Consider the following 20,354-nt stretch of genomic DNA (forward strand, 5'->3'; position numbering starts at 1 on the left):
GTGACCAATTAATTCTCTACTTACGACTTACGACTTACTAGTGAGGAGTCTATATCTATCAATTTCCTACAGCCACTTAATGCCATTGCTAAACTAAGTTCGTCGCGTAAAATTTCAATAACGTGCTGTACTCCTGTCTCGCCAGCTACGGCTAAACCCCACAACACGGGACGACCGATCAAAACGGCTTTTGCTCCCAATGCTAGCGCCTTTAAAATGTCAGTACCACGTCTAATTCCACCATCCATTAAAACCTCTGCACGATCGCCTACAGCCGCGACAATTTCAGACACAGCATCAATCGTGGCGATCGCGCCATCGAGTTGTCTGCCTCCATGATTTGAGATAATAATTGCATCAGCGCCAACTTCTACAGCACGTATTGCATCATCCGAACGTAAAATTCCTTTGACCACAAGTGGCAACGGTACGAGCGATCGCAACCATGCTAAGTCTTTCCAAGTTACGCCAGGATCGAGTTGTTCGGCAAAATAGGCAAATAAACCCGACTCGCCTTGACGGTAGGGAATATCTAAGTCTTTGCCTTTTAAATGATTTAAATTGGCTAATTCCATGCCTGGAGGGAGGACAAATTGATTGCGCGTATCCCTCTCCCGTCTCCCTAGAAATGGCGCATCTACGGTGACGCACAGCGCCTTTGCACCACATTTATAGACATACTCTACTAAAGCGCGAGTTAAATTGCGATCGCGATGAATATACAATTGAAACCAAGTATAAGGATTGGCGATCGCAACTTCTGACATACTTTTTGTAGACAGCGTACTCAACACCATCCCAACACCTGAATGAGCCGCCGCCTTTGCTGTAGCAACTTCCCCTGCGGGATCGGCTAGACACTGAAAAGCCATTGGTGCAATCAGGATTGGCGCGTTCAAAGATTGCCCTAAAATTGTCGTACTCAAATCTCTTTGACTCACATCTACCAACATGCGTGGATGCAGTCGGTAGCGATTGAAAGCAGCGCGATTCTCCTGCAATGTCACTTCATCCCAAGCACCGCTAGTATAGTAATCCCAAGCCATTTGAGATAGATGTTTGCGTGCCAGCGTTTCGTATTCAAATAGATTGATTGGTTTAGCTGGAATCATAATTCCTTCGATTCCCAATGCTTCAATTCTTCTTCAATAAAATAACCAACTAAATCCCGATATAACTTCTCGATTGCATCAGGATTCAAACCAAATTCCTCCGCCCAAACTCGTCTTCGATCCAACATGGTATTCAAGCGATCTATAGCTTTGACACCATCAGTATTTTTTTTGAATTGAGCCGCTGCTTTCACATAAGTAAATCGCTTACCCAGCAATTCTATAACTTCGCGATCGATCGCATCAATCTCTTTCCGAATCTCCTCAATATCCAAACATTCTTCTGCGTCTTTCATCCCCTGCTCCCTACTCCCTGCTCCCTGCTCCCTATTCAAATAAACACCAAAGGTTTATCTTTAAAAGGGGCAAATGCTGTCGCGTCAAATCTGTATAAACTAGCCGGACGACCAGCACCCCGCGAGACTTTAATTCCCGTGTCGCATAAAAAACCTAGCTTTAATAACTTAGCCCGAAAGTTAGAATAATCAGAAAAGTTTTCACCTAAAACTGTTGTATAAAGCTGATATAAATCGCTTAAAGTAAACATTTCTGGTAACACTTCAAAGGCTACTGGGCTATATTCCAACTTATTTCGCAAACGTCGATGTCCGTATGTCAAAATCTCATTGTGATCGAAAGCTAGTTGTGGCACTTCTTTGACAGGATACCAAGCAATCCCGCTGACTCCATCGGCAATCAGTTCTGCATCCTCAAATCTCACCAAGGCAAAATAGCTTACAGAAAGATATCGGATGCCAAAACTATTAGCTTCCTCGCGCGGATCGCGATGAGGTCCTCCAAATGTATATAACTGTTCTAAATAGAGGTTTTTGGCTCGAATTTTTTCTGCCAAAATTCGATCGGCAGCATTTTCTAATGATTCTCCTTGGCGCACTAAAGTACCAGGCAAACCCCAATAATTTAAAAAGGGTTCCTGATGGCGCATAACTAACAGTACCAACAGCCGATTTTGAGAAGTATCAACGGAGAAAATCACGCTATCAACTCCAACTTTAAAATCAGCTAAAGGTTGCGAACTTATCGGATCGATAACTTTTCTTTGGATGCGTCCTGGCATTTGTACAAATGCTGTTGGTGAATGTATGCCTTGACTTGTGGGGTAACGGCTTCTGGATCGCAGCGATCGCGATACGCTGTAGAAGAGACATCTAAACCAGTCAAATCGGCGATCGCAATGTTTGCCCCCAAGGAGCGCAAGCGTGCCAAATCCGATTCCTCTATCCCATATCCTGGGCGCGGTATGACTAGTAATTGTACCTGCTGTAATAAATCTTTAATTCGATACCAGCGCAGTAATTGTTCGATTAAATCCGCACCAATAACTAACGTTAGTTCTACCTGTCCCCATTGTTGCGCCTTTTCAACTGTTTCCAATGTCCGATGGCTGCTTAATTCCTGATGAAACCCAATATTTCGCCGTTGGGGTTCGATCTCGGCAATTAACAGCCGCAACATTTGAGCGCGATGGTGTAACGGCGTTTGCTGCGACTTAAACGGGTTATCTGCTGCCCAAACCGCTACGCGATCGTAACGTTCTGCCAGCCAACACAAAATTACTTGATGTCCTGCTGTCGGTGGATCGGCACTCGTACCAAATAAAGCAATCCTCATTATCTTCCTTCGCTAGCTACAATCCTGGGCGGTTGGTGTTTTGTTGTGTCTGTCAACTCCTGCAAAGCAGCAGAAATTTGTACCTCTACTGTTGTAGGATTGTCTAACTGCCTGCACTGAGTCGGCAAGCTTTCGACTGTCGCCGCCGTCCGTTGGCGGATCTGGGCGATCGCTTCTGGTGGCTGTATTATTTTCCCTCCTTGCATCACCATTTCTAGCAAAGGTTGTTCGCCTGGTTGCGGATCTTCTGTTATCAGTCCCAGGCGATCGCATTGCCCAGAAGTTTCATGTAACGTCTCTACATGGCGAAAAATCTGCTTGCGACCAGGATAAGTCATTTTGCCACTCGATTCTTTCATGACTGGAATGCCATCTATTTCTACCAGCTTGTAGACACCATTGACAGGCGCACCTGTAACCAATCGCGTTCCCAATCCGTAACCATCAATGCAAGCACCACTTGCTCTCAGTCTGGTAATTTCCCACTCGTCTACATCACCACTGGCAAAGATTGGTACGCCAGGAAGGAGCGATCGCACTTGTTGCGATAGAGTCAGCAAATCTCCCGAATCGATTCTCACCCCAGCCAGCTGCATTTTGCCTGACCGAACTGATTCTGCCAAAGATTCAGCGGCGGCGATCGTATCGTAAGTATCGATCAATAGTGGTGAGCCAGGAAAATAGCGATGGAAAGCTGTAAATGCGTCAGCTTCGCTGCCTGCTGTAGCTGCAAGTGCCATTACTAGCGAATGTGCCATCGTCCCGCTGGGTTTTTGTCCCAGTCGCACCGCTGCTAGTACGTTCGACGTAGCATCTAGCCCTGCTGCTAAAGCGGCGCGAGCTGCCCACAGAGAAGCTTGAGGACTAAATGCCCTGCGCGTACCAAATTCTAATAACGTTGCCTCCGCACCTGCAACATCCCGCATTCGAGCAGCGCGTGTAGCTATCAAAGTTTGGTAATTAATCGTATTGAGGAGGTATGTTTCTACTAACTGCGCTTGCCACAAAGGGGCTTCCACTCGTAATAGTGGTTCGTGAGGAAATATTGCCGTTCCTTCCCGTACAGCCCATACATCGCCCGTAAATTCAGCCTCAGCCAGCAGCGACCAAAATTGTTTTGGTGCGTGGTGAAACAGTCCCGTAGCCTGCAAAGCGGCAATTTGTGCGGGGCTAAACTTCAACTTTTCCAAGTATTCTAATGCTTGCGCTAAACCCATCGCAATTAAGTAACCGAATCCTTGGGGTAAGCGACGCACTGTTAATTCAAAACTTGCCTGAGATTGTTCCAACCCTTCGCCAACATAGCAAGCTGCCATTGTTAGCTGATAAAGATCGGTCAGCAGGCTGTAATCAACCTCTGTCAGCGTTAAGGCTCGATCTTCTCGTTCTTGGAGTATGGTGTTTTCCGCATCGTTCCAGCGTGAACTCATCATCTCATCGTTCTCTCATGGCAGCGTTGTTTTGATTATAGTAAATTTTACCAAAATTATGTCAAGTCTCTTTGGGTAGCGATCGGGTGTTAGGTAATGGGTGGTTGGTAATTGGTAGGTTGACAGTTGACAGTAAACGCTGCGCTACACCCCGTGAAGACAGTTAACGGTTGCTCCTCAGCTCCCTCAGCTCCCTCAGCTCTCTTCTCCCCCCTGCTCCCTGCTCCCTGCTCCCTGATAACTGATAACTGATAACTGATAACTGATAACTGATAACTGACTAAATATATACCTTTCTTAATAGTGATTTAAAAGTAAATTGAATGACAGAAGAAGCGATCGCAAAGATATTTACTCGAACAAGTCGATTGCATGAAAACAAAATTACTTGTTACAATATCTAGCCAATGACCAATGACAGTCATAACCAACTATTTGAGTCGGCTGTATAACGAATTGCAAACATCAACAAATAAGTATTGCGATCGATTGCAATAGATTGAGGAAGACTCATAATTAGCTGATGACAAACATAAAATAAGAATTCTACAGCTATCTCATTCATCCTCACTTCTGGAGATGAACTATATGAATATTTCCAAAATGCTAGACAGCGCTGCTCAATATATTATTGAAGCCATGACACGGATTTTTGGTCCCACCGATGATGCCTATCCAGCTATTGGTACGCAGCCTTTTACAGGAGAACCCTATAAACATCGTCGTCACGCCGATTGGTAGACAGCAGATTAGTAGACAACCAATTGAAAGACAATTGTAGGGGCGTACTGAAGTGCGTCCCTATTTGTATTGTTTGCGCCAACTGTTTTAATTATGTAGTAGGTTGTAAACAACCTTGCGAACTATCGTCGCGAACAAACGCTTTCATAGCAATTTTCGATTGTGTGCGTGACACAGATAGGGGCGCACAGCTGTGCGCCCCTACAGACGTGTATTTTATCCAATTGAAAAACGCTTTCAATCTCCTTGCGGGTATTCTTCCCACAAACCAGTTAGCTCTCGCAAACTTTGATGGTTGCCATTACCTAAAATTAGATGATCGAGTATGGGAATACCTAGTAACTGCGCTCCTGCCAGTAACTGGCGGGTTAATTCAATATCTTGCGAACTCGGTTCGACATTGCCTGAAGGATGATTGTGAGCCACAATGACTCGCGTTGCTCCTTGACGAATTACCTCGCGAAAAATTTCGCGGGGAGAAGCAAGAGTTTCCGTTGCCGTACCAATTGTTATCACCTTCGTCCCAATGAGACGATTTTTTACATCTAAAAGTAAGACGGCAAAACGCTCCTGCGGTTGCCACATTAAATCTTGACTCAACACCGCTGCCGCTACTGCGGGACTTTCTATAGGTTGACGGTCTAAAGGACGCGATTGAAACACCCGCTTACCTAATTCAACAGCTGCCAAAATAGTCGTTGCTTTAGCAGGACCAATACCATCGATTTGCATCAGTTCTTGAATGCTCACTTCTCGCAGCACCGCCAATGGTTCGCGTTGATTTTTACTCAATTCTTGTAAGATATATTGCCCTAATCCAACAGCAGAAAGTTTTCCCGCTCCTTGTCCCGTACCGAGCAAAATAGCAATTAACTCGGCTGTAGCTAAAATTTGCGCTCCATGAGTTATTAGCCTCTCGCGAGGGCGCTCTGTAGTTGGTAAATCGGCAATTCTGAGGCAATAGGTCATAAAGAAAACGATCGCTTGAGCGATCGCTAGGCTAAAAAGTGCAAATCGGTAGTCTTTTGTCAACCACCGATCGCTACATTTTTATTTATCCCTATTTCGATCTCAAAAATCACAAATGAAATCAGTTATCAGTTATCAGTTATCAGTTATCAGTTATCAGTTATCAGTTATCAGGGAGCAGAGGAGCAGCCGTTAACTGTCAACTGTCAACTGTCAACTGTCAACCTACCAATTACCAGCAACAAATGACAAATGACCGCTAAACAATCCGAGCGGCTTTGAGCATGTGATAGGAGATGAGGAGTTGAGTCAAGGCAAGCGGATAACTTTGCAGGATTTCTCCAGTTGTTCCCACTAACTTACCCAGATCGGGGTTGCTATCCGTACTGCAAAATGGGATTAAAGAAGGAATCTCGCTACACAACATTCGTTCTAAGTGAATTACGTCTTCCTTGGTGGCATGACCGTCAATTTCGAGGACATCGACTGGCTTACCCATATCGCGATCGAGTTCTAGGCGAATTGGTGAGGTATAGTCAGCTCGATTCGATTGAATAATTTCAGTAAAATCTGGATGGGGGATGGTCGGACGCAACACTAGTCTGACATTCAAATTCTGTTGACTGTTGCTCTCTTCTGCATCTTCGCGCGGTGGATAGAAACTGACTACAATATCAGACCACTGGCGCTGGGGACGGATAAAAGCTTCAGAATCGGGTTCGCGCTTTTGTAATTCTCCCATGACTTGTTCTGGAGTATAACCGCGCTTCATGGTGTCGCGCTTAACTTTCCAAGTCGCCCGCAGCGATTCGGGTGGAGCGAGGTAAACTTTAACATCATAGCTTTCTCTCGCACCCCGCGTAGAATAACCGAGCAAGCCTTCAATAATGACAAATTTACTCGGTTTAATGTACTGTGGTGGCTCAAACGTACCTGTATTGTGGCTGTAGATTGGTTTGAGAATTGGCTGTCCCGTTCGCAAGAGAGACAGGTGTTGTTGCATAATATCCAGATAGTTGCAGTCGGGATGTAATGCCGTAATTCCTAGCTCTTTGCGTTGGACGCGATCGTAGCGATGGTAATCATCCGTGCAAATTACCGTGACATTTTCTTCACCTAGCACCTGAGCAATTCCTTTAGTTAAAGTTGTTTTGCCAGCGGCACTATCACCAACAATACCTAGCACGATTGGACGATTGCTCATGGTGACTCCTACGAAGCTAAAAAGGCTAGCCAAGGTAATTCTTGGATTGGCTTTATTCTAGGCAAGAATGCAGAGCAACTCAACAGCTAACAGTTATCAGTTAACAGTTATCAGTTATTAGGGAGCAGGGAGTAGGGAGCAATCTATATTAATTCCGAATTCCGAATTCCGAATTCTGAATTCTTTGAGTGGGTTGATTTGGTGGAATTCGTTCCGTAGAGATTAGGGCATCTATGACAGATTTCACTACGGGAACGGCTGTGGTAGAACCGCGAATTAGTTGACCTTTAGGTACTTTGGTCGGTTCGTCTATGACTGCTAGAATGACATAACGTGGGGCATCTACAGGTAAAATACTCACAAAACTGGTGATTTTGGCTGTACTGTCGTAGCCACCTCTAGCACTGGCTTTTTGAGCCGTACCCGTTTTACCCGCAATTCGATAACCGGGAATCCGAACACTTTTCCCCGATCCTTGTGTAACCACAGTCTCCATCATTTCTAGTACTGTTTTCGCAACTGAAGGAGAAAACACCTGCTGCGGTGTTGGTAAGGTGGGTTGCCATTGAGGATGACCATTGGAATCGAAGCGTCCTCTAACGACATGAGGCGTGACGAGTTTACCACCATTGGCTAAAGCGGCGTGCAACTGTACGAGTTTAATCGGCGTAAGAGCAAAACCTTGACCAAATGAAGCGGTAGCTGGTTCAATTGGGTAAGTGACAAACTGCTTTTTACTTTTGATTTGACTGGGAGCGACAGCAGCTAAATCTGTAGCGAGAGATTGCCCTAACCCCAATTTTTTCAACCAATCATAGTAGGTGGCTGGAGAAATTCGTTGTGCAATCTGTACCATTCCAACATTACTAGAATGTTGGAGGATGCCAGCGACGGAAAGCTCTTTGTAAGGTTCTGGATCGGCATTTTTAATTATCCTTCCACCTATTTTTATCGTGTCTGGATCGGGAAAGATTTCATTAGGATGAATTGCTTTTAGCTCCAGCGCGATCGCCACATTCAATGGCTTAAATGTCGAGCCTGGTTCGTATAAATCTGAGATTGCCCAATTCCGAAACAACTCAAAATCATATTTGTAAAATTCATTTGGATCGTAAGATGGTTCGTCCACCATTGCCAAAATGCTGCCGTCTCGCGCATCCATGACAATAACGCTACCCCGCTTCGCCTGCACTGCCTTTAACTGCTTACTGAGAGCTGCTTGAGCTGCACGCTGCAAGCGCAGATCGACCGTCAATTCCAAGCGTGTATCGTCAACCTCGGCAAAGTTATCGGGAACGGAATAACTCATAATTTCGTTATTTCCGTCCCTGGACAAAGATGGAATTGGTTTGACCAAGCTTTCTAGTTGCTGATTGTGACTCGCTTCTACCCCTGCCTTGCCTTCACGATCCGTATTGACATACCCCACTATGTCTGCTAGCAGAGTGTGTTGCGGATAGAAGCGCGAAAATTGTGGAACTAGCTCAAGACCTCTAACCTTCTTACCATCAATCGTCAAGCTATCGATCTGCGGGAACATTTCTTCAGGGACAACTGAAGTCAAGCGAATTGAATTACTAGGTTGATTGAACCGCTTGACAAGCTGAGTAGGAGAACTCTGAAGTAGGGGTGCTAGCCGAGCAGCAATTTTTTCTTTGGATAGATTAAATTGGCCGGGACGAGCATATAAGTGATAGACCAACCGATCCATCGCCAGTACATTTTGATTGCAATCTACCACTGGGCGACGGATGACAAACCCAGGGATACTTGTCAACTGCTGTTTGCGTGCTTGTGCAAACAATTTTGGTGCGTGTATGACTTGCAGCCGATACAATTTTATTCCCATTGCTACGCAAGTCCCCATCAGGACGCTCCATACAAGTAGCAGCCGCAATAAGGGCAAGCGGTTGCTCTTTTGTTGCTGATTTGAAACTGGCTTTTCTACTGTCCGAGGTTGCTTCAGCCGTTGGCGATGCTGAGGGCGGTTTGCTTGGCTGCGATCGCGGTTTTTAGCAGTACGACGCTGACGACGGGCATCAGAAGAAGGAAAGATAGACATTTTCAGTAATGCGTGGTGAGGGAGCTGAGGGAGCTGAGGGAGCTGAGGGAGCTGAGGGAGCAGGGAGCAGGGAGCAGGGGAGAATTCATTACTCACGCACCACGCACCACTGACAACTGACAACTGATAACTGACAACTGTTAACTGTCTAATAACCTAGTGGCAAAGAAGTCAAACGAGGCGGTTGAGTTGCGGGTGAAACTGGCTTTGGCGCTCTGGTAGTCTGGCTGGCAGGCTCTAGAGCGATCGCTTCAGCAGGGCTAGGATACACCAGTCCCGTTTCTGGTTGCTGTGCTTGCGTTGCTAAATCGTTTTTTAGCACTTCATTTTTTTGCATCAATTGCCGTTCTTGTTTTTTTAAGTCTTCTAGTTGACTGTGCGCTTCTTGCCATGAGCTTTGGGAGTACGCCGACCAGCCATAAGCTACAAGTAATGCAGTCACTAATAGAGCAGTCACAGCTGCACAGCGATTTTGTAAGTGGCGCAAGTTAGTCAGCCATACAGGAGCCGAGCGCGAACTACTCAAAGATCTGACGCTCTTAGCATTAGCAGGCACTGGTTTTTGCCGCTGGCGATTGGAAACACGAGTTTTAGGAGCCTTAGCCATAATACTTAGCCATCATAACTTTGGGCAGATGAACACCCCAATTCTAATGGCAACTTTCTCTAACAGATACTCTCATCAACTTTGTTAAAGAAATTTATTCACTGAAGAAGTCGCCAGAAACCATTCAGTCTCCTGTCTCCTGTCTCCTGTCTCCTGTCATCAAAGTACTGTTTAATTTCTCACACTCAAAGTTACGTCCACAGACGGAAGATATTTGACATCAAGAACGACTTCAATGAAACTTTAATTTTGAGGGCATGGCATCCATGCTTGAAGTATAAGCTTTATAAATGAAGCTCTGTGCTGCAAGTAAATAAATTCAACCAATCGTCAAAACCCTCATTCAGGCTGTATATCAGCCGTCAACTTAAGCCGCTATAGTTCCGGTAGTGTAAAAAAAGTCAACAAATGCGGTATCGTGATCAAGAGCGGCTCGTTCATTTTTACCGCATTTGGTGAAAGAGGAGTTATGAACAAAAAATTCATCGGTTTAGCTTTAGTTTTCAGCTTATTGGGCGGCTTTTTAGGAGCCTGTGGTGATGCTGGTGGTGGTGGCGGTACTGGTACTAGCCCCTCTCCTGCTGAATCCCCTTCTCCTGCTGCTACCCCCTAATCGCAGCGATCGAGTTAAAAGCTCGCTCTCTATTGATTTTCAAAATCTCTTGCACAGCACCAATTCTCAGCCCGATCCCCCTGTGAAAGCTGCTGTTGCAGGAGAATTTTTTTCAGTTATCAGTGAAGAAAGGGTGTGGGGTGTGGGGTGTAGTGAATTGTCAACTGATAACTGATAACTGGTCACTTAATCCTTATGCTCGTACTGCGATCGCCCAGGGAAGCAAAATCTAAAGTCTCTCCTGCTTCTAAGGCGGCGCGAATGGCACTCGTGTTTGGTTCAATTGAAGTGGTTGTGAACCTTTCGGGGAGTTGCTGCGGTGAGAGATCTGGTTTAAGGATTAAGGGGGCTTTACCACCATTTTTGGATAAAGACAGCCGATAACGGGTAGTTTCAATCGTTTTGAGTTGCTGCGACTCAAAAAACCATTTTAATCGCTCTTTTAAGAGTTGCGATCGCCTTTCGTCCGCTCTAGCTAGCTCCATTAGACGTTGCGCTTCTGCTTTTCTCGCCTCAGCACGCGCTTGCATTTCCGAGATCAAAGCCGCGTATCCATCCAACTTGCGATCGCGTTCTGTTCCTAGCTGTTGCAACCATTCGCTGAGTATTTCTTGTTGTTGGGTGTCGTCTCCAGTTTCATCTAAAATTTCATTTAATCGCTCTAAATCTTCACCAATACTAAAGAGCGATCGCGATCTAGATTGGGGCAAGTTATTTTCAGATGAATTATTTTCGACTGAATGAGATGGAGTCACCTTTCAAGTGTCCTAATTCAATTGATCGTGGGTAATTGGTAACGCTGGTGCAAATCAAAAGTTAAAAGTCAAAAGTCAAAAACTCTACACAAATGACAAATGACAAATGACTGACTACCAATTACCTCTCATCATAAGCAAATAATTATCAGCTTTCTTGCAGAATCGGTTGGGCTTCTGGTTCTGGTAAGGAACGCAGATGATTTAGAAATTGTTGTAGTTCCTGCTGGCTGAGTTGCTGACGGCTGGATTTGCCAAATTTATCTTGTAAGTATAGCCGTCCTTGGGTACTCGACCAACCAACCCGCTTTAATTCTGCTGTGGTTTGTTCCAGCAATACCGAGTCTACTTTGCTAGGATTGACGACATATCGATTCATCGGCTGTCTGGTATTCAGCCTTTGTGGTGTCCGTTCTGGATCGTCATCTGATGGGAGACAAAAGCAAGAACGGACGGCGTATTTTGTGGCTCCTGTAATCGCTTTATATACAGCTTTATCGCCAGTAGGACGACTATCTTTCCACGAATAGTCTTCGGCGTAACCTGGCGCGCTGACACTTAAAGACTCACCTGTTTCTGTATCTACAATCGTTAAGCGGACGACTACTGAAGCTCGTCCCGGCTCGATGTGAGATTCAATACAATCTGCGATCGCAATTAATCCTTGTTCGCTACAAGCTTTGTGGACTGGTAGAAGAACGTCGCCAGCAGTGGTGTAGCTATATTTCTGAAAGTCGTTCCAACCAGTTTTTTCTAAAGGTTGCAAATTCTTTTGTACGGCTAAGATCTTTTTATATAGCTGACTTTTAGTATGATTCGCTGTTTCGCTGGTTGCTGTGGCACTAGTTAATGTTTCGCTCATAACGCTATCCTTGGTGGTGTTACCTCAAGCTGGCTTCAGAGGCGATCGACTCCGTTCGAGCTGCGAGTGCAAATATCCCTCGCATATTATTATAGTACACTTGTACTTAAGTCTGATTTCTCTAGCTCCTCTATTACCAAGCTAGCCTGGTAGTCTGGGAATAGAGCAAATTTCAAGCAGGCTATGGAAGTTTTTCAGGCTAAAATCGAGCATCTTGAGCCGATAGCTATACTATTTGACCAATATCGCGTTTTTTATGGACAAGCATCGGACTTGGCAACTGCAAAGATTTTTCTGCAAGAACGATTGCAAAAACACGATTCTCTCATCTATGTTGCAAGTAATAGGCAAATCGTCGGATTTACTCAGCTTTACCCCAGTTTTTCTTCAGTATCGATGCAACGAATTTGGATTTTGAACGATCTATTCGTCGTCGCAACGCATCGTAGACAAGGAATTGCCAAGTTATTGCTGACAGCAGCAAAGCAGTATGCTCAAGAAACTGGAGCAATCAGAATCACTCTCGCCACACAAATTTCTAATATCTCAGCCCAAACTTTGTATGAATCACTCGGATACACTAGGGATGAACAGTTTTATCACTATTCGCTGAGAGTGAGTGAATTTTGACTTTTGACTTTTGACTTTTGACTTTTCCATCATCTTTGCAACCAAATTGCCCTTAACCCAGCCGCTTTCGCGCCGTGATAATCTTCTTGTAAACTATCGCCTACATGCCAAGCCAAATCTGCCGAACATTGATGTTTGTCTAAAGCAGCAGCAAAAATTTGTGGATCGGGTTTAGCCGCTCCAACTTCGGTAGAAATTGTTACAGAAGTGAAAAACTTGGATAAATCCAAAGCTTGTAAAACCGAATGCAGGCGCGAATCGAAATTAGATAGCACTCCTAACTCAATGCCTAGTTTCTGCCAAGATTGCAATGCTTGTAACACGTCGGGATAAAGTACCCACGGTTCTGCTGTGGAAAAATGAGCATATAGTTGGCTGAAATAGCCAGAAAAATCGGTAAAACTATCTAAAAATCCAACTTTTTGAAAAGTATTTCGCGCGATCGCTTCCCACCATTCAAATTCGCATTGAGGAATTTCCTCTGGCTGCTTCCCAGGAAATACAGGTGGTGGTGCAGTTTTGAAACTTTGATAGAAAGCACTGTTGACACGATCTGCTGGTACGGTAACGCCAAATTGTTGTGCGATCTGAGCGTACACTTCACCAACACTACCTTTAACTCCAAACATTGTCCCAACAGCATCGAGAAAAATAACTTTAGGTTGCTTGACATCACTCAGTTCGCTATCCATCGTGTTTCTTACGATTTGTGTCATTTTGTAAAATTTATGAAATAATCTATCAATAGAGAGAGTTACAAATTGTAAAAATAACTAGCAGCAAAATATAAATGAATCTGAGTAGCTTAGCGCAGCCATTGCTCAAAGAAAAGCAAGAAGAGTTAGATATTCAAGATTTACAAGGTTTATGGCGAATTAATTGGAAAATCGATCGCATTACACTTTACTCAGGAATTTACACGCGAGTAGACCAAGTGTTTATTATTTGGGCTGTCATTGTTGGCGTTATGTTTGCCACAGCGCAGTTTTTACCAATTAGTTGGACGACACAAGCGATTTGGTGGTCGAGCTTGACTATGGTTGGTGCGATCGCCATGATGAGTCTAACTTGGTTTTGGGCAGGAGTAGAACGTCTGCGTTGGGTCGTCTGTGGTTGGGCAACTTTAGTACTAACGGGTGTGGTTTTAACCGATTTGGGGATATTTCTTGGTTGGGGTGAGATTTTAATCCACCTATGCTCAATGTGGTTGAGTTTGAGTGCAATTGGTTATTTGTTTACGGGCATTGGTTTGCGATCGCGTGCTTTATTCCTGGCTGGATGTCTTCACCTTTTGGGCGTTAGTTTCTTATCTTATGTCGGCGGTTGGCAGTTTCTCACAACTGGTGCGGTCATGAGTTGTAGTTTACTACTGCTCGCTCAATTGCAATGGGATATGCGATCGCCGATTGAATATGCACTACTGACTTCCACACAGCAACAGTTTAACCGCCAGCAGCACCAGCAAAGAATTCAGAATTTGGAAATAAAATCTTAAAAGATTGTTTCAAACAATACAGAATTTTCTGACATAGTTCATAATTAAAAGTACAAACTATTAGCGAACAAATCGCTAATGTTGTTCAACCAGAGCAGGAATTTTGCTGTTTAGTCTGCTAATTTCCGCCCGTAGGAGAACGATGTCAGGGTAGAAAATGGTTGCCCCAAACTCGCGAGCGTTTAATTGACCGTACAACTTAATTGTTGGTAGTGCTGGTATTGGTGTAGGGTTTTTATCGTTTCCCCTGCTTTACAGTCTTTAGAGGGATGTGAAACCATCCATACTAGAACAGCCTGACAAGACTGACAACTATAGCTATTGCCAACAAGCGAAGCAAAAATTACCGTTACACACTTTAACAAGAATGTGTATCATGTGTCTCCGTCTGTAAATTCTGTATCCTTGATAATACTTTTCTATTTACCTCAAGTGTTGTGAACTTGAGGTTTTTATTTTGGAAGCTTTTTATTTGGGATTTTTATTTAGGTAAAAATACTTTTATTTTTGATTTCTTGTTCTTGTCTTCTGTATCTCGTCTGAGGGCGATATCGCTCGTTCTGCTAATCGGTAGCTCTCGATACTAACCATTAGCAATTTCAATGTACGCTTTCAAACCATCAACAGCAATCAATTTTAAGCATAGTTATTTTCAATGATTTTCCCTTTATAAGAAAAATTTATCTAACTTATCGCATAGTTTATTAGATAAATAAGTTCTTTGTAATCCATATAAGTGTAAGCTTTGATTAATCGAAAAATTAAAACATCATAAATCTGCTTGGTTTACATACTCTCAGCTACACCCGTAGCATTTCCAGGCAGATTCGGTGTATTCAGAGTTTGAGTTGTTTTACGCAGTGAGTATTTATACCGATGGCTGACACCTTCCTCCAAACCATCTGGTTAGTTCCCATTTATGCCTTGATAGGGGCAATTTCGACGATTCCTTGGTCGCCTGGAATTATTCGACGCACGGGACCCCGCCCAGCAGCATATATTAATTTGGTGACGACTGCTGTTGCCTTCACCCATGCTTTAATTGCCCTGAGCGCATCTTGGAACAAACCAGCTCAATATTTATATTTTTCCTGGTTGCACGTAGCCAATTTTGACTTCACGATCGCCGTAGAAGTTTCTTCACTTACGGTAGGTGCGATCGCTTTAGTTACAGGCTTAAACGTGCTAGCGATCGTCTTTGCGATCGGCTATTTAGAAATGGACTGGGGGTGGGCGCGTTTCCACGTGATGATGGCGCTGTTTGAAGCCGGGATGTGCGCCTTAGTACTATGTAACTCCCTGTTCTTCAGCTACTTTATTCTAGAAATTCTCACCCTGTGTACTTATTTGTTACTAGGCTTCTGGTTCAGTCAGCCATTGGTAGTCACGGGAGCAAGAGACGCTTTTTTAACCAAACGGGTAGGCGATTTGTTTCTATTGATGGGGGTACTTGCTCTATATCCCCTCGCTGGAACTTGGGATTTCTCAGAACTCGCACGGTGGGCGCAAACAGCTAACGTTAACCCCACAGCAATAACATTAGTGTGCTTGGCTCTGATTGCCGGTCCAATGGGTAAATGCGCCGTATTTCCACTGCACTTATGGCTGGACGAGGCAATGGAAGGTCCCGTACCAGCAACGATTTTGCGTAATTCAGTGGTTGTAGCAACAGGTGCTTGGGTACTCGTGAAACTTCAGCCAGTCCTGGCACTTTCGCCCTTTGCCCTATCTTTTGCCACATTCATCGGTGCGGTGACAGCCGTAGGTGCTTCTTTGATTGTCATCGCTCAAGTTGATGTCAAGCGCGCTTTGTCATATTCTGTCAGTGCTTACATGGGTTTAGTATTTGTGGCTGTAGGTACGGGACAAACTCAAGCCGCACTACTATTAGTATTTACCCATGCCGTAGCAATTTCACTGCTCGTCATGAGTACGGGTGGTGTAGTTTGGAATAGTATTACTCAGGATCTTCGTCTTTATGGAGGATTGTGGTCGCGCCGACCGATTTCAGCTATTGCCTTTATTGTTGGTGCAGCCGGATTAGTGGCTTTTCCACCCTTGGGCGGATTTTGGGCATTGCTGCAAATAGCCGATGGATTGTGGACAACTCAGCCTTTGTTAGTCGGAGTTATTTTAGTCACGAATGCGCTGACAGCTTTCAGCGTCACCAGGGTATTTTGTCTCATGTTTGGCAATAAACCCAAGCCAATGACCGTGCGATCGCCTGAAGTTCATTGGCCCATGATGTTGCCAATGACAATCTTAATGGGCTTTGTCATGCACGCTCCGTTAGTATTGCAAAGCTTGTCGTTACTGCCAGAATGGGCATACATCAACAAAGATGTAGCTTTGTTATTAATTTGGTCTACGATTTTTGGGTGCAGTATCTCAGCTGTAGTTTACCTCTCACCCTTGGTTCCAAAACCAGTCACGCTACCTTGGAAACCACTGCAAGACTTTTTCGCCTACGACCTCTATACAGCTAACTTGTATCGGGTAACGATTGTATTTGGAGTAGCCGTAGTTTCTCGCCTAATTGCTCTGATCGATCGCTACTTAGTTGATGGCATTGTAAATTTAGTTGGCTTAGTCTCGATTTTCGGAGGTGAAACCCTCAAATACAGCACTTCTGGACAATCGCAATTCTACGCCTTAACTATCTTGCTAGGCGTGTGTTTGTTAGGCACGATCGTCGGCTGGCCCCTGCTATCCCACATGGAACTCAGTTTTGCATTCTAGAAAGTGACTAGTGACTAGTGGCTGGTGACTGGACAAAGAATCTAGCTACTAGCCACTAGCTGCTCACCAACTACCAACTACCAACTACCAATTTCAAAATCGTTATGCTGAGTGCTTTGATCTGGATACCTGTCGTCGGTGCTGCTTGCATTGGATTTATACCAATGAAAGGCGATCGGGCGCGATCGCTGGCTTTGGCGATCGCTACTGGCATCATTATTTGGACGCTGGTGTTACTGAGTCAATTTGACATCTCCTTAGCTGGGATGCAGTTTTCTGAATTGTTGCCTTGGATTGATACCCTGGGATTGAGCTATAGCCTGGGGGCAGATGGTTTGTCTATCCCTCTAGTCGCCTTAGCAGGGGTATTGACTTGGATTGCTATTTATAGTAGCAGCGAAAATATTACCCGTCCTCGGCTGTACTACGCTTTGTTGCTGCTGATCTATGCTGGGGTGGTGGGTGGATTCCTAGCACAAAACTTGCTGTTGTTCGTTCTATTTTACGAAGTCGAGCTGATTCCTTTCTATCTGCTGATCGCAATCTGGGGTGGAACGGCAAAGCGCGGCTACGCTGCGATGAAGTTTTTGATCTACACGGCAGTTTCGGGAATTTTGATTTTAGCTGGCTTTTTGGGAATTACTTGGCTGACAGGATCTTCTAGCTTCGATTACAACGCGATCGCCACCACGGGATTACCCCTTCAAGCGCAATTGATCCTCCTAACCATCCTGTTAGTTGGATTTGGGATTAAAATTCCTTTGGTTCCCCTACATACTTGGTTGCCCGATGCTTACACGGAAGCTTCTCCACCCGTAGCGATTATGTTGGGGGGAATCCTGGCAAAGTTAGGAACCTATGGGATTATCCGATTTGGTCTAGGACTATTTCCCGAAACTTGGGCTATAGTCGCGCCTGGTTTAGCAATTATTGGGGCAATTAGCGCGGTTTACGGTGCGGTAACGGCGATCGCGCAAAAAGATATCAAGCGCATGGTTGCCTATAGTTCGATCGGACACATGGGATATGTCATGCTGGCTGCGGCTGCTGCTACTGAGTTGAGTACGGTCGGCGCAGTGGCGCAAATGGTTGCCCACGGTCTAATTTTGGCAATTCTGTTTAATTTAATTGGTGTCATTGAAACTAAAGTCGGGACTCGCGAACTTGATGTCTTGAATGGATTGATGAGTCCGATTCGCGGATTACCCTACATTAGCGCCCTTCTAGTGATGGGAGGCATGGCAAGCGCGGGAATTCCAGGCATGACTGGTTTTATTGCCGAATTTTTAGTCCTGCAAGGTAGTTATGCTAGGTTTCCCTTACCTACCCTCGTTTGCGTTCTCTGTACAGGCTTGACAGCGGTATATTTTGTGATTTTGCTCAACCGGACTTGCTTTGGCAAGCTAGATAACAAGACAGCTTACTATCCCGTCGTCACCTGGTCGGAAAAAATTCCCGCCCTCGTTCTCACAGTCTTGATCCTATTTCTAGGCATTCAACCCACTTGGTTAGTCCGTTGGAGTGAAACCACCAGCGCCGCTATGGTTGCTACGGTTCGCGTCAACACTACACAGCAAATCGCCATTAAAAATTAGAATAGGGCGCACAGCCGTGCGCCCCTACGACTCTCCAATAATTCTGTACGGGCGGGTTTAACCACAGAATTTTTTGTTCTTTAACCAAAACTCTCAAAAAACCCGCCCCTACCACTACTCACTACTCACTCCCGTCATGGTACTTGCTCAAGAAAAATCTACAGCGAAATTGCCCCCATCCAAACATGAATTTGCCGATATCATTCATCGCTTAGAAGCAGGTGGGGCGATGCTACCAGATACGCCAGAAAATCTGATGCAAATCATCGGTATTTATAAAGCTTATGCCGTACCGATGGATTTCTACTGGCGCGACTTATTGTATATTGGCGAACGAGTCTTCCTCGAACCGCTACCCTTTTTCAAATACTTCATTCCCCAGGAGTATTTAGACCTGCACAATCATTATGCAGGCGACGATGCCGATTTGCGGATTTGGCGGGGACCAGCCACAGCGCATCCCGAACTACTTGCCTTTATGGAAAAAGGTGAAACCCGCAAGATGCCTAGATTGTTGCATCACTGGTTCCACGATCGCATCAACATGGAATTTGCCGAAGAATGTATGCGGGCAATGCTGTGGCACGGTAGAGACATGGGCTATGGCAAGTTCGATGCCTATCTCGACTCGGATGAATACAAAGCTAACGCCGATCGCGCCATTAAAGCTTATTTCAAGTACAATCCAGCCATGCTGGGGCTGTATAAGTTATTTCCAGAAATGTTCTTGGAACAGTGCCGTCAGGCTTCTTATTACGCCAACTTGGGCTTATTCTGGGAAGTGATGGCTCCAGTATTTTTTGAGATGTCCGACATTTACGACGAAGGCGGATTTAAGGGAGTCCCCGACGCGATGAACTTCTTGGTGAATGGAATTTTTGCGATCGCGGGTCGTCCAATTTACCACCACGTTTATATTCGCGGCGAACGCTACGAAATTATTCCTAAATCGAAAGGGTTTACCTGGCTTTATGAAGCGGCGTTACCATATGTCGAAGCTGTTTTCTACCGCACCTCTCCTTTCCGGGGGACGAAATCATATAATGCTCAAGCCGGACAAATTCCTACCGAACAAAAAGATTTCCACTATGGCGTTTTATATGCCGATAAATTTCCTGTAGGTACGGCTGGTATTCCACCTACATTGTTGGCACAAGATATGTATCATTTCTTGCCTCAATATTTGAGAGATTATTACCAGCAGCACTGTCGCGGTGAAGATGATATTTTAGTGCAATTGGGTATTACGTTCCAGCGATCGATGTACTGCGTAACTTCTGCGGTTATTCAAGCGTTGAGGACTGCATTGTTATATCCGTTAGATGACCCCAATCCAAGACATTTGCAAGCAAATCGGGAGTTTTTTGAAAAGCAAATTAATCGCTTCTGTCGTCCAGAATTTGGTATGAAAGATGCGGCACGTTTGAGGCAAATTCAGACTGCGGATTATCGTTAGAAGATCCCCCCAACCCCCCTTAAAAAGGGGGGGCTTTTGTGTTCTCTCAATCTTCGTTTCTAGTTAAAGAGAGCCCCCCAACCCCCCTTAAAAAGGGGGGCTTTTGTATTTTGGGCGATTTCAAGGTGTTTCAGTACATAAGCAAATATATTTCAGTATGTACACAGAGGGAATTAGCTAAAGTTCGTGTTTTTATGGACTAAAATGTAGATTTATTTCTATTATGGCTTCTACTGCAACATTAGATCTCTTCATTTTGCTCGGTTAAGTACAAAGTATAGGTGCTTGTTCAAGTCCGAATCCTTTCCAATGGGTAGCTATAGTTGCTATGGTTAGCACAGCAGGAGTTTTTGCAGTTAGTACTGGAGTGGGTACAATAGCTGTTGCTAGTACACTAGTTACTCTTATTACTACAGGAGCTTCCATAGCTGTTATAGCTGCTGAAATATCGA

The 20,354-nt window shown here is 44.7% G+C and carries 19 protein-coding genes; 7 read left to right on the forward strand and 12 right to left on the reverse strand.

Translation table 11 applies throughout. The features are described 5' to 3' along the window. Positions 1-20 precede the first annotated feature (20 nt). Genes QH73_RS00260 through QH73_RS00280 form a run of 5 tightly spaced genes read right to left on the reverse strand, consistent with a single transcriptional unit; the run spans position 21 to position 4,174 of the window. On the reverse strand, positions 21-1,112 hold the full coding sequence (locus QH73_RS00260) for an alpha-hydroxy acid oxidase (RefSeq protein ID WP_039714777.1): 1,092 nt from the start codon (positions 1,110-1,112) through the stop codon (positions 21-23). Continuing rightward, positions 1,109-1,447 carry an isochorismate lyase gene (locus QH73_RS00265; protein ID WP_236146858.1) on the reverse strand — a complete coding sequence of 113 codons (339 nt, stop codon included), beginning with the start codon at positions 1,445-1,447 and terminating at the stop codon, positions 1,109-1,111. The genes QH73_RS00260 and QH73_RS00265 overlap by 4 nt, the downstream gene beginning before the upstream one ends. Then, a complete protein-coding gene (locus QH73_RS00270; RefSeq protein ID WP_039714779.1) occupies positions 1,444-2,190 on the reverse strand; it encodes an NUDIX hydrolase in 747 nt (248 codons plus the stop codon). Before QH73_RS00270 ends, QH73_RS00265 begins: the two co-directional genes overlap by 4 nt. Further along, positions 2,151-2,744 (reverse strand): nicotinate-nucleotide adenylyltransferase, encoded by a 594-nt coding sequence (locus QH73_RS00275; RefSeq protein ID WP_039714780.1) that lies wholly within the window; start codon positions 2,742-2,744, stop codon positions 2,151-2,153. The genes QH73_RS00270 and QH73_RS00275 overlap by 40 nt, the downstream gene beginning before the upstream one ends. Further along, on the reverse strand, positions 2,744-4,174 hold the full coding sequence (locus QH73_RS00280) for a nicotinate phosphoribosyltransferase (RefSeq protein ID WP_236146900.1): 1,431 nt from the start codon (positions 4,172-4,174) through the stop codon (positions 2,744-2,746). Before QH73_RS00280 ends, QH73_RS00275 begins: the two co-directional genes overlap by 1 nt. 588 nt (positions 4,175-4,762) lie before the next feature. Between QH73_RS00280 and QH73_RS00285 the strand changes: the two genes are divergently transcribed. Beyond that, positions 4,763-4,915: a hypothetical protein gene (locus QH73_RS00285; protein WP_165587591.1), complete on the forward strand. Its 153-nt coding sequence runs from the start codon at positions 4,763-4,765 to the stop codon at positions 4,913-4,915. 237 nt (positions 4,916-5,152) lie between these two features. Here the strand turns inward: QH73_RS00285 and radC are convergent, their stop codons facing one another. From radC to QH73_RS00305, 4 genes are all read right to left on the reverse strand, one after another. Continuing rightward, a complete protein-coding gene (gene radC / locus QH73_RS00290; protein WP_039717277.1) occupies positions 5,153-5,884 on the reverse strand; it encodes a RadC family protein in 732 nt (243 codons plus the stop codon). Positions 5,885-6,143: 259 nt separating this feature from the next. Further along, a complete protein-coding gene (locus QH73_RS00295) occupies positions 6,144-7,088 on the reverse strand; it encodes a phosphoribulokinase (protein ID WP_039714781.1) in 945 nt (314 codons plus the stop codon). Between the two features lie 148 nt (positions 7,089-7,236). Next, a complete protein-coding gene (locus QH73_RS00300) occupies positions 7,237-9,150 on the reverse strand; it encodes a peptidoglycan D,D-transpeptidase FtsI family protein (protein ID WP_052289937.1) in 1,914 nt (637 codons plus the stop codon). Between the two features lie 148 nt (positions 9,151-9,298). After that, on the reverse strand, positions 9,299-9,757 hold the full coding sequence (locus tag QH73_RS00305) for a hypothetical protein (RefSeq protein ID WP_052289938.1): 459 nt from the start codon (positions 9,755-9,757) through the stop codon (positions 9,299-9,301). Between the two features lie 469 nt (positions 9,758-10,226). Here QH73_RS00305 and QH73_RS00310 point away from each other — a divergent pair, with 469 nt between their 5' ends. Next, complete coding sequence (locus tag QH73_RS00310) at positions 10,227-10,370, forward strand: hypothetical protein (RefSeq protein WP_015152161.1); 144 nt, start codon at positions 10,227-10,229, stop codon at positions 10,368-10,370. 182 nt (positions 10,371-10,552) lie between these two features. Here the strand turns inward: QH73_RS00310 and QH73_RS00315 are convergent, their stop codons facing one another. Together QH73_RS00315 and QH73_RS00320 are read right to left on the reverse strand one after the other, a co-directional pair. Then, entirely contained in the window at positions 10,553-11,125 is a 573-nt protein-coding gene (locus QH73_RS00315; protein WP_039714783.1) for a siphovirus Gp157 family protein, read from the reverse strand. A gap of 148 nt (positions 11,126-11,273) precedes the next feature. Beyond that, positions 11,274-11,987: an ERF family protein gene (locus QH73_RS00320; RefSeq protein ID WP_039714784.1), complete on the reverse strand. Its 714-nt coding sequence runs from the start codon at positions 11,985-11,987 to the stop codon at positions 11,274-11,276. Positions 11,988-12,170: 183 nt separating this feature from the next. Between QH73_RS00320 and QH73_RS00325 the strand changes: the two genes are divergently transcribed. After that, entirely contained in the window at positions 12,171-12,617 is a 447-nt protein-coding gene (locus QH73_RS00325; RefSeq protein WP_039714785.1) for a GNAT family N-acetyltransferase, read from the forward strand. Positions 12,618-12,646: 29 nt separating this feature from the next. On the opposite strand, the gene QH73_RS00330 is transcribed toward QH73_RS00325, so the two are convergent. Further along, a complete protein-coding gene (locus QH73_RS00330; protein ID WP_236146859.1) occupies positions 12,647-13,333 on the reverse strand; it encodes an HAD-IA family hydrolase in 687 nt (228 codons plus the stop codon). Positions 13,334-13,407: 74 nt separating this feature from the next. Between QH73_RS00330 and QH73_RS00335 the strand changes: the two genes are divergently transcribed. The 4 genes from QH73_RS00335 to QH73_RS00350 all read left to right on the forward strand — a co-directional run bounded on the left by QH73_RS00335 (position 13,408) and on the right by QH73_RS00350 (position 19,902). After that, positions 13,408-14,112, forward strand: coding sequence for a hypothetical protein (locus QH73_RS00335; RefSeq protein WP_039714787.1), 705 nt, complete (start codon positions 13,408-13,410; stop codon positions 14,110-14,112). A gap of 876 nt (positions 14,113-14,988) precedes the next feature. Continuing rightward, on the forward strand, positions 14,989-16,851 hold the full coding sequence (locus QH73_RS00340) for an NAD(P)H-quinone oxidoreductase subunit F (RefSeq protein WP_039714788.1): 1,863 nt from the start codon (positions 14,989-14,991) through the stop codon (positions 16,849-16,851). Between the two features lie 104 nt (positions 16,852-16,955). Continuing rightward, entirely contained in the window at positions 16,956-18,446 is a 1,491-nt protein-coding gene (locus QH73_RS00345; protein WP_039714789.1) for an NADH-quinone oxidoreductase subunit M, read from the forward strand. Positions 18,447-18,582: 136 nt separating this feature from the next. Beyond that, entirely contained in the window at positions 18,583-19,902 is a 1,320-nt protein-coding gene (locus QH73_RS00350) for a CO2 hydration protein (protein WP_039714790.1), read from the forward strand. Positions 19,903-20,354 lie beyond the last annotated feature (452 nt).

This window comes from Scytonema millei VB511283, assembly GCF_000817735.3.
GTDB classification, from domain to species: Bacteria; Cyanobacteriota; Cyanobacteriia; order Cyanobacteriales; family Chroococcidiopsidaceae; genus Chroococcidiopsis; species Chroococcidiopsis millei_B.

Excerpts from the sequence above, each read along its gene's own strand:
- QH73_RS00320 (WP_039714784.1), bottom strand. The coding sequence starts at position 11,987 with ATGAGCGAAACATTAACTAGTGCCACAGCAACCAGCGAAACAGCGAAT.
- QH73_RS00305 (WP_052289938.1), bottom strand. The coding sequence starts at position 9,757 with ATGGCTAAGGCTCCTAAAACTCGTGTTTCCAATCGCCAGCGGCAAAAA.
- QH73_RS00275 (WP_039714780.1), bottom strand. The coding sequence starts at position 2,744 with ATGAGGATTGCTTTATTTGGTACGAGTGCCGATCCACCGACAGCAGGA.
- QH73_RS00280 (WP_236146900.1), bottom strand. The coding sequence starts at position 4,174 with ATGAGTTCACGCTGGAACGATGCGGAAAACACCATACTCCAAGAACGA.
- QH73_RS00295 (WP_039714781.1), bottom strand. The coding sequence starts at position 7,088 with ATGAGCAATCGTCCAATCGTGCTAGGTATTGTTGGTGATAGTGCCGCT.
- QH73_RS00300 (WP_052289937.1), bottom strand. The coding sequence starts at position 9,150 with ATGTCTATCTTTCCTTCTTCTGATGCCCGTCGTCAGCGTCGTACTGCT.
- QH73_RS00260 (WP_039714777.1), bottom strand. The coding sequence starts at position 1,112 with ATGATTCCAGCTAAACCAATCAATCTATTTGAATACGAAACGCTGGCA.
- QH73_RS00325 (WP_039714785.1), top strand. The coding sequence starts at position 12,171 with ATGGAAGTTTTTCAGGCTAAAATCGAGCATCTTGAGCCGATAGCTATA.
- QH73_RS00350 (WP_039714790.1), top strand. The coding sequence starts at position 18,583 with ATGGTACTTGCTCAAGAAAAATCTACAGCGAAATTGCCCCCATCCAAA.
- QH73_RS00335 (WP_039714787.1), top strand. The coding sequence starts at position 13,408 with ATGAATCTGAGTAGCTTAGCGCAGCCATTGCTCAAAGAAAAGCAAGAA.
- radC (WP_039717277.1), bottom strand. The coding sequence starts at position 5,884 with ATGACCTATTGCCTCAGAATTGCCGATTTACCAACTACAGAGCGCCCT.
- QH73_RS00270 (WP_039714779.1), bottom strand. The coding sequence starts at position 2,190 with ATGCCAGGACGCATCCAAAGAAAAGTTATCGATCCGATAAGTTCGCAA.
- QH73_RS00345 (WP_039714789.1), top strand. The coding sequence starts at position 16,956 with ATGCTGAGTGCTTTGATCTGGATACCTGTCGTCGGTGCTGCTTGCATT.
- QH73_RS00310 (WP_015152161.1), top strand. The coding sequence starts at position 10,227 with ATGAACAAAAAATTCATCGGTTTAGCTTTAGTTTTCAGCTTATTGGGC.
- QH73_RS00340 (WP_039714788.1), top strand. The coding sequence starts at position 14,989 with ATGGCTGACACCTTCCTCCAAACCATCTGGTTAGTTCCCATTTATGCC.
- QH73_RS00330 (WP_236146859.1), bottom strand. The coding sequence starts at position 13,333 with ATGACACAAATCGTAAGAAACACGATGGATAGCGAACTGAGTGATGTC.
- QH73_RS00285 (WP_165587591.1), top strand. The coding sequence starts at position 4,763 with ATGAATATTTCCAAAATGCTAGACAGCGCTGCTCAATATATTATTGAA.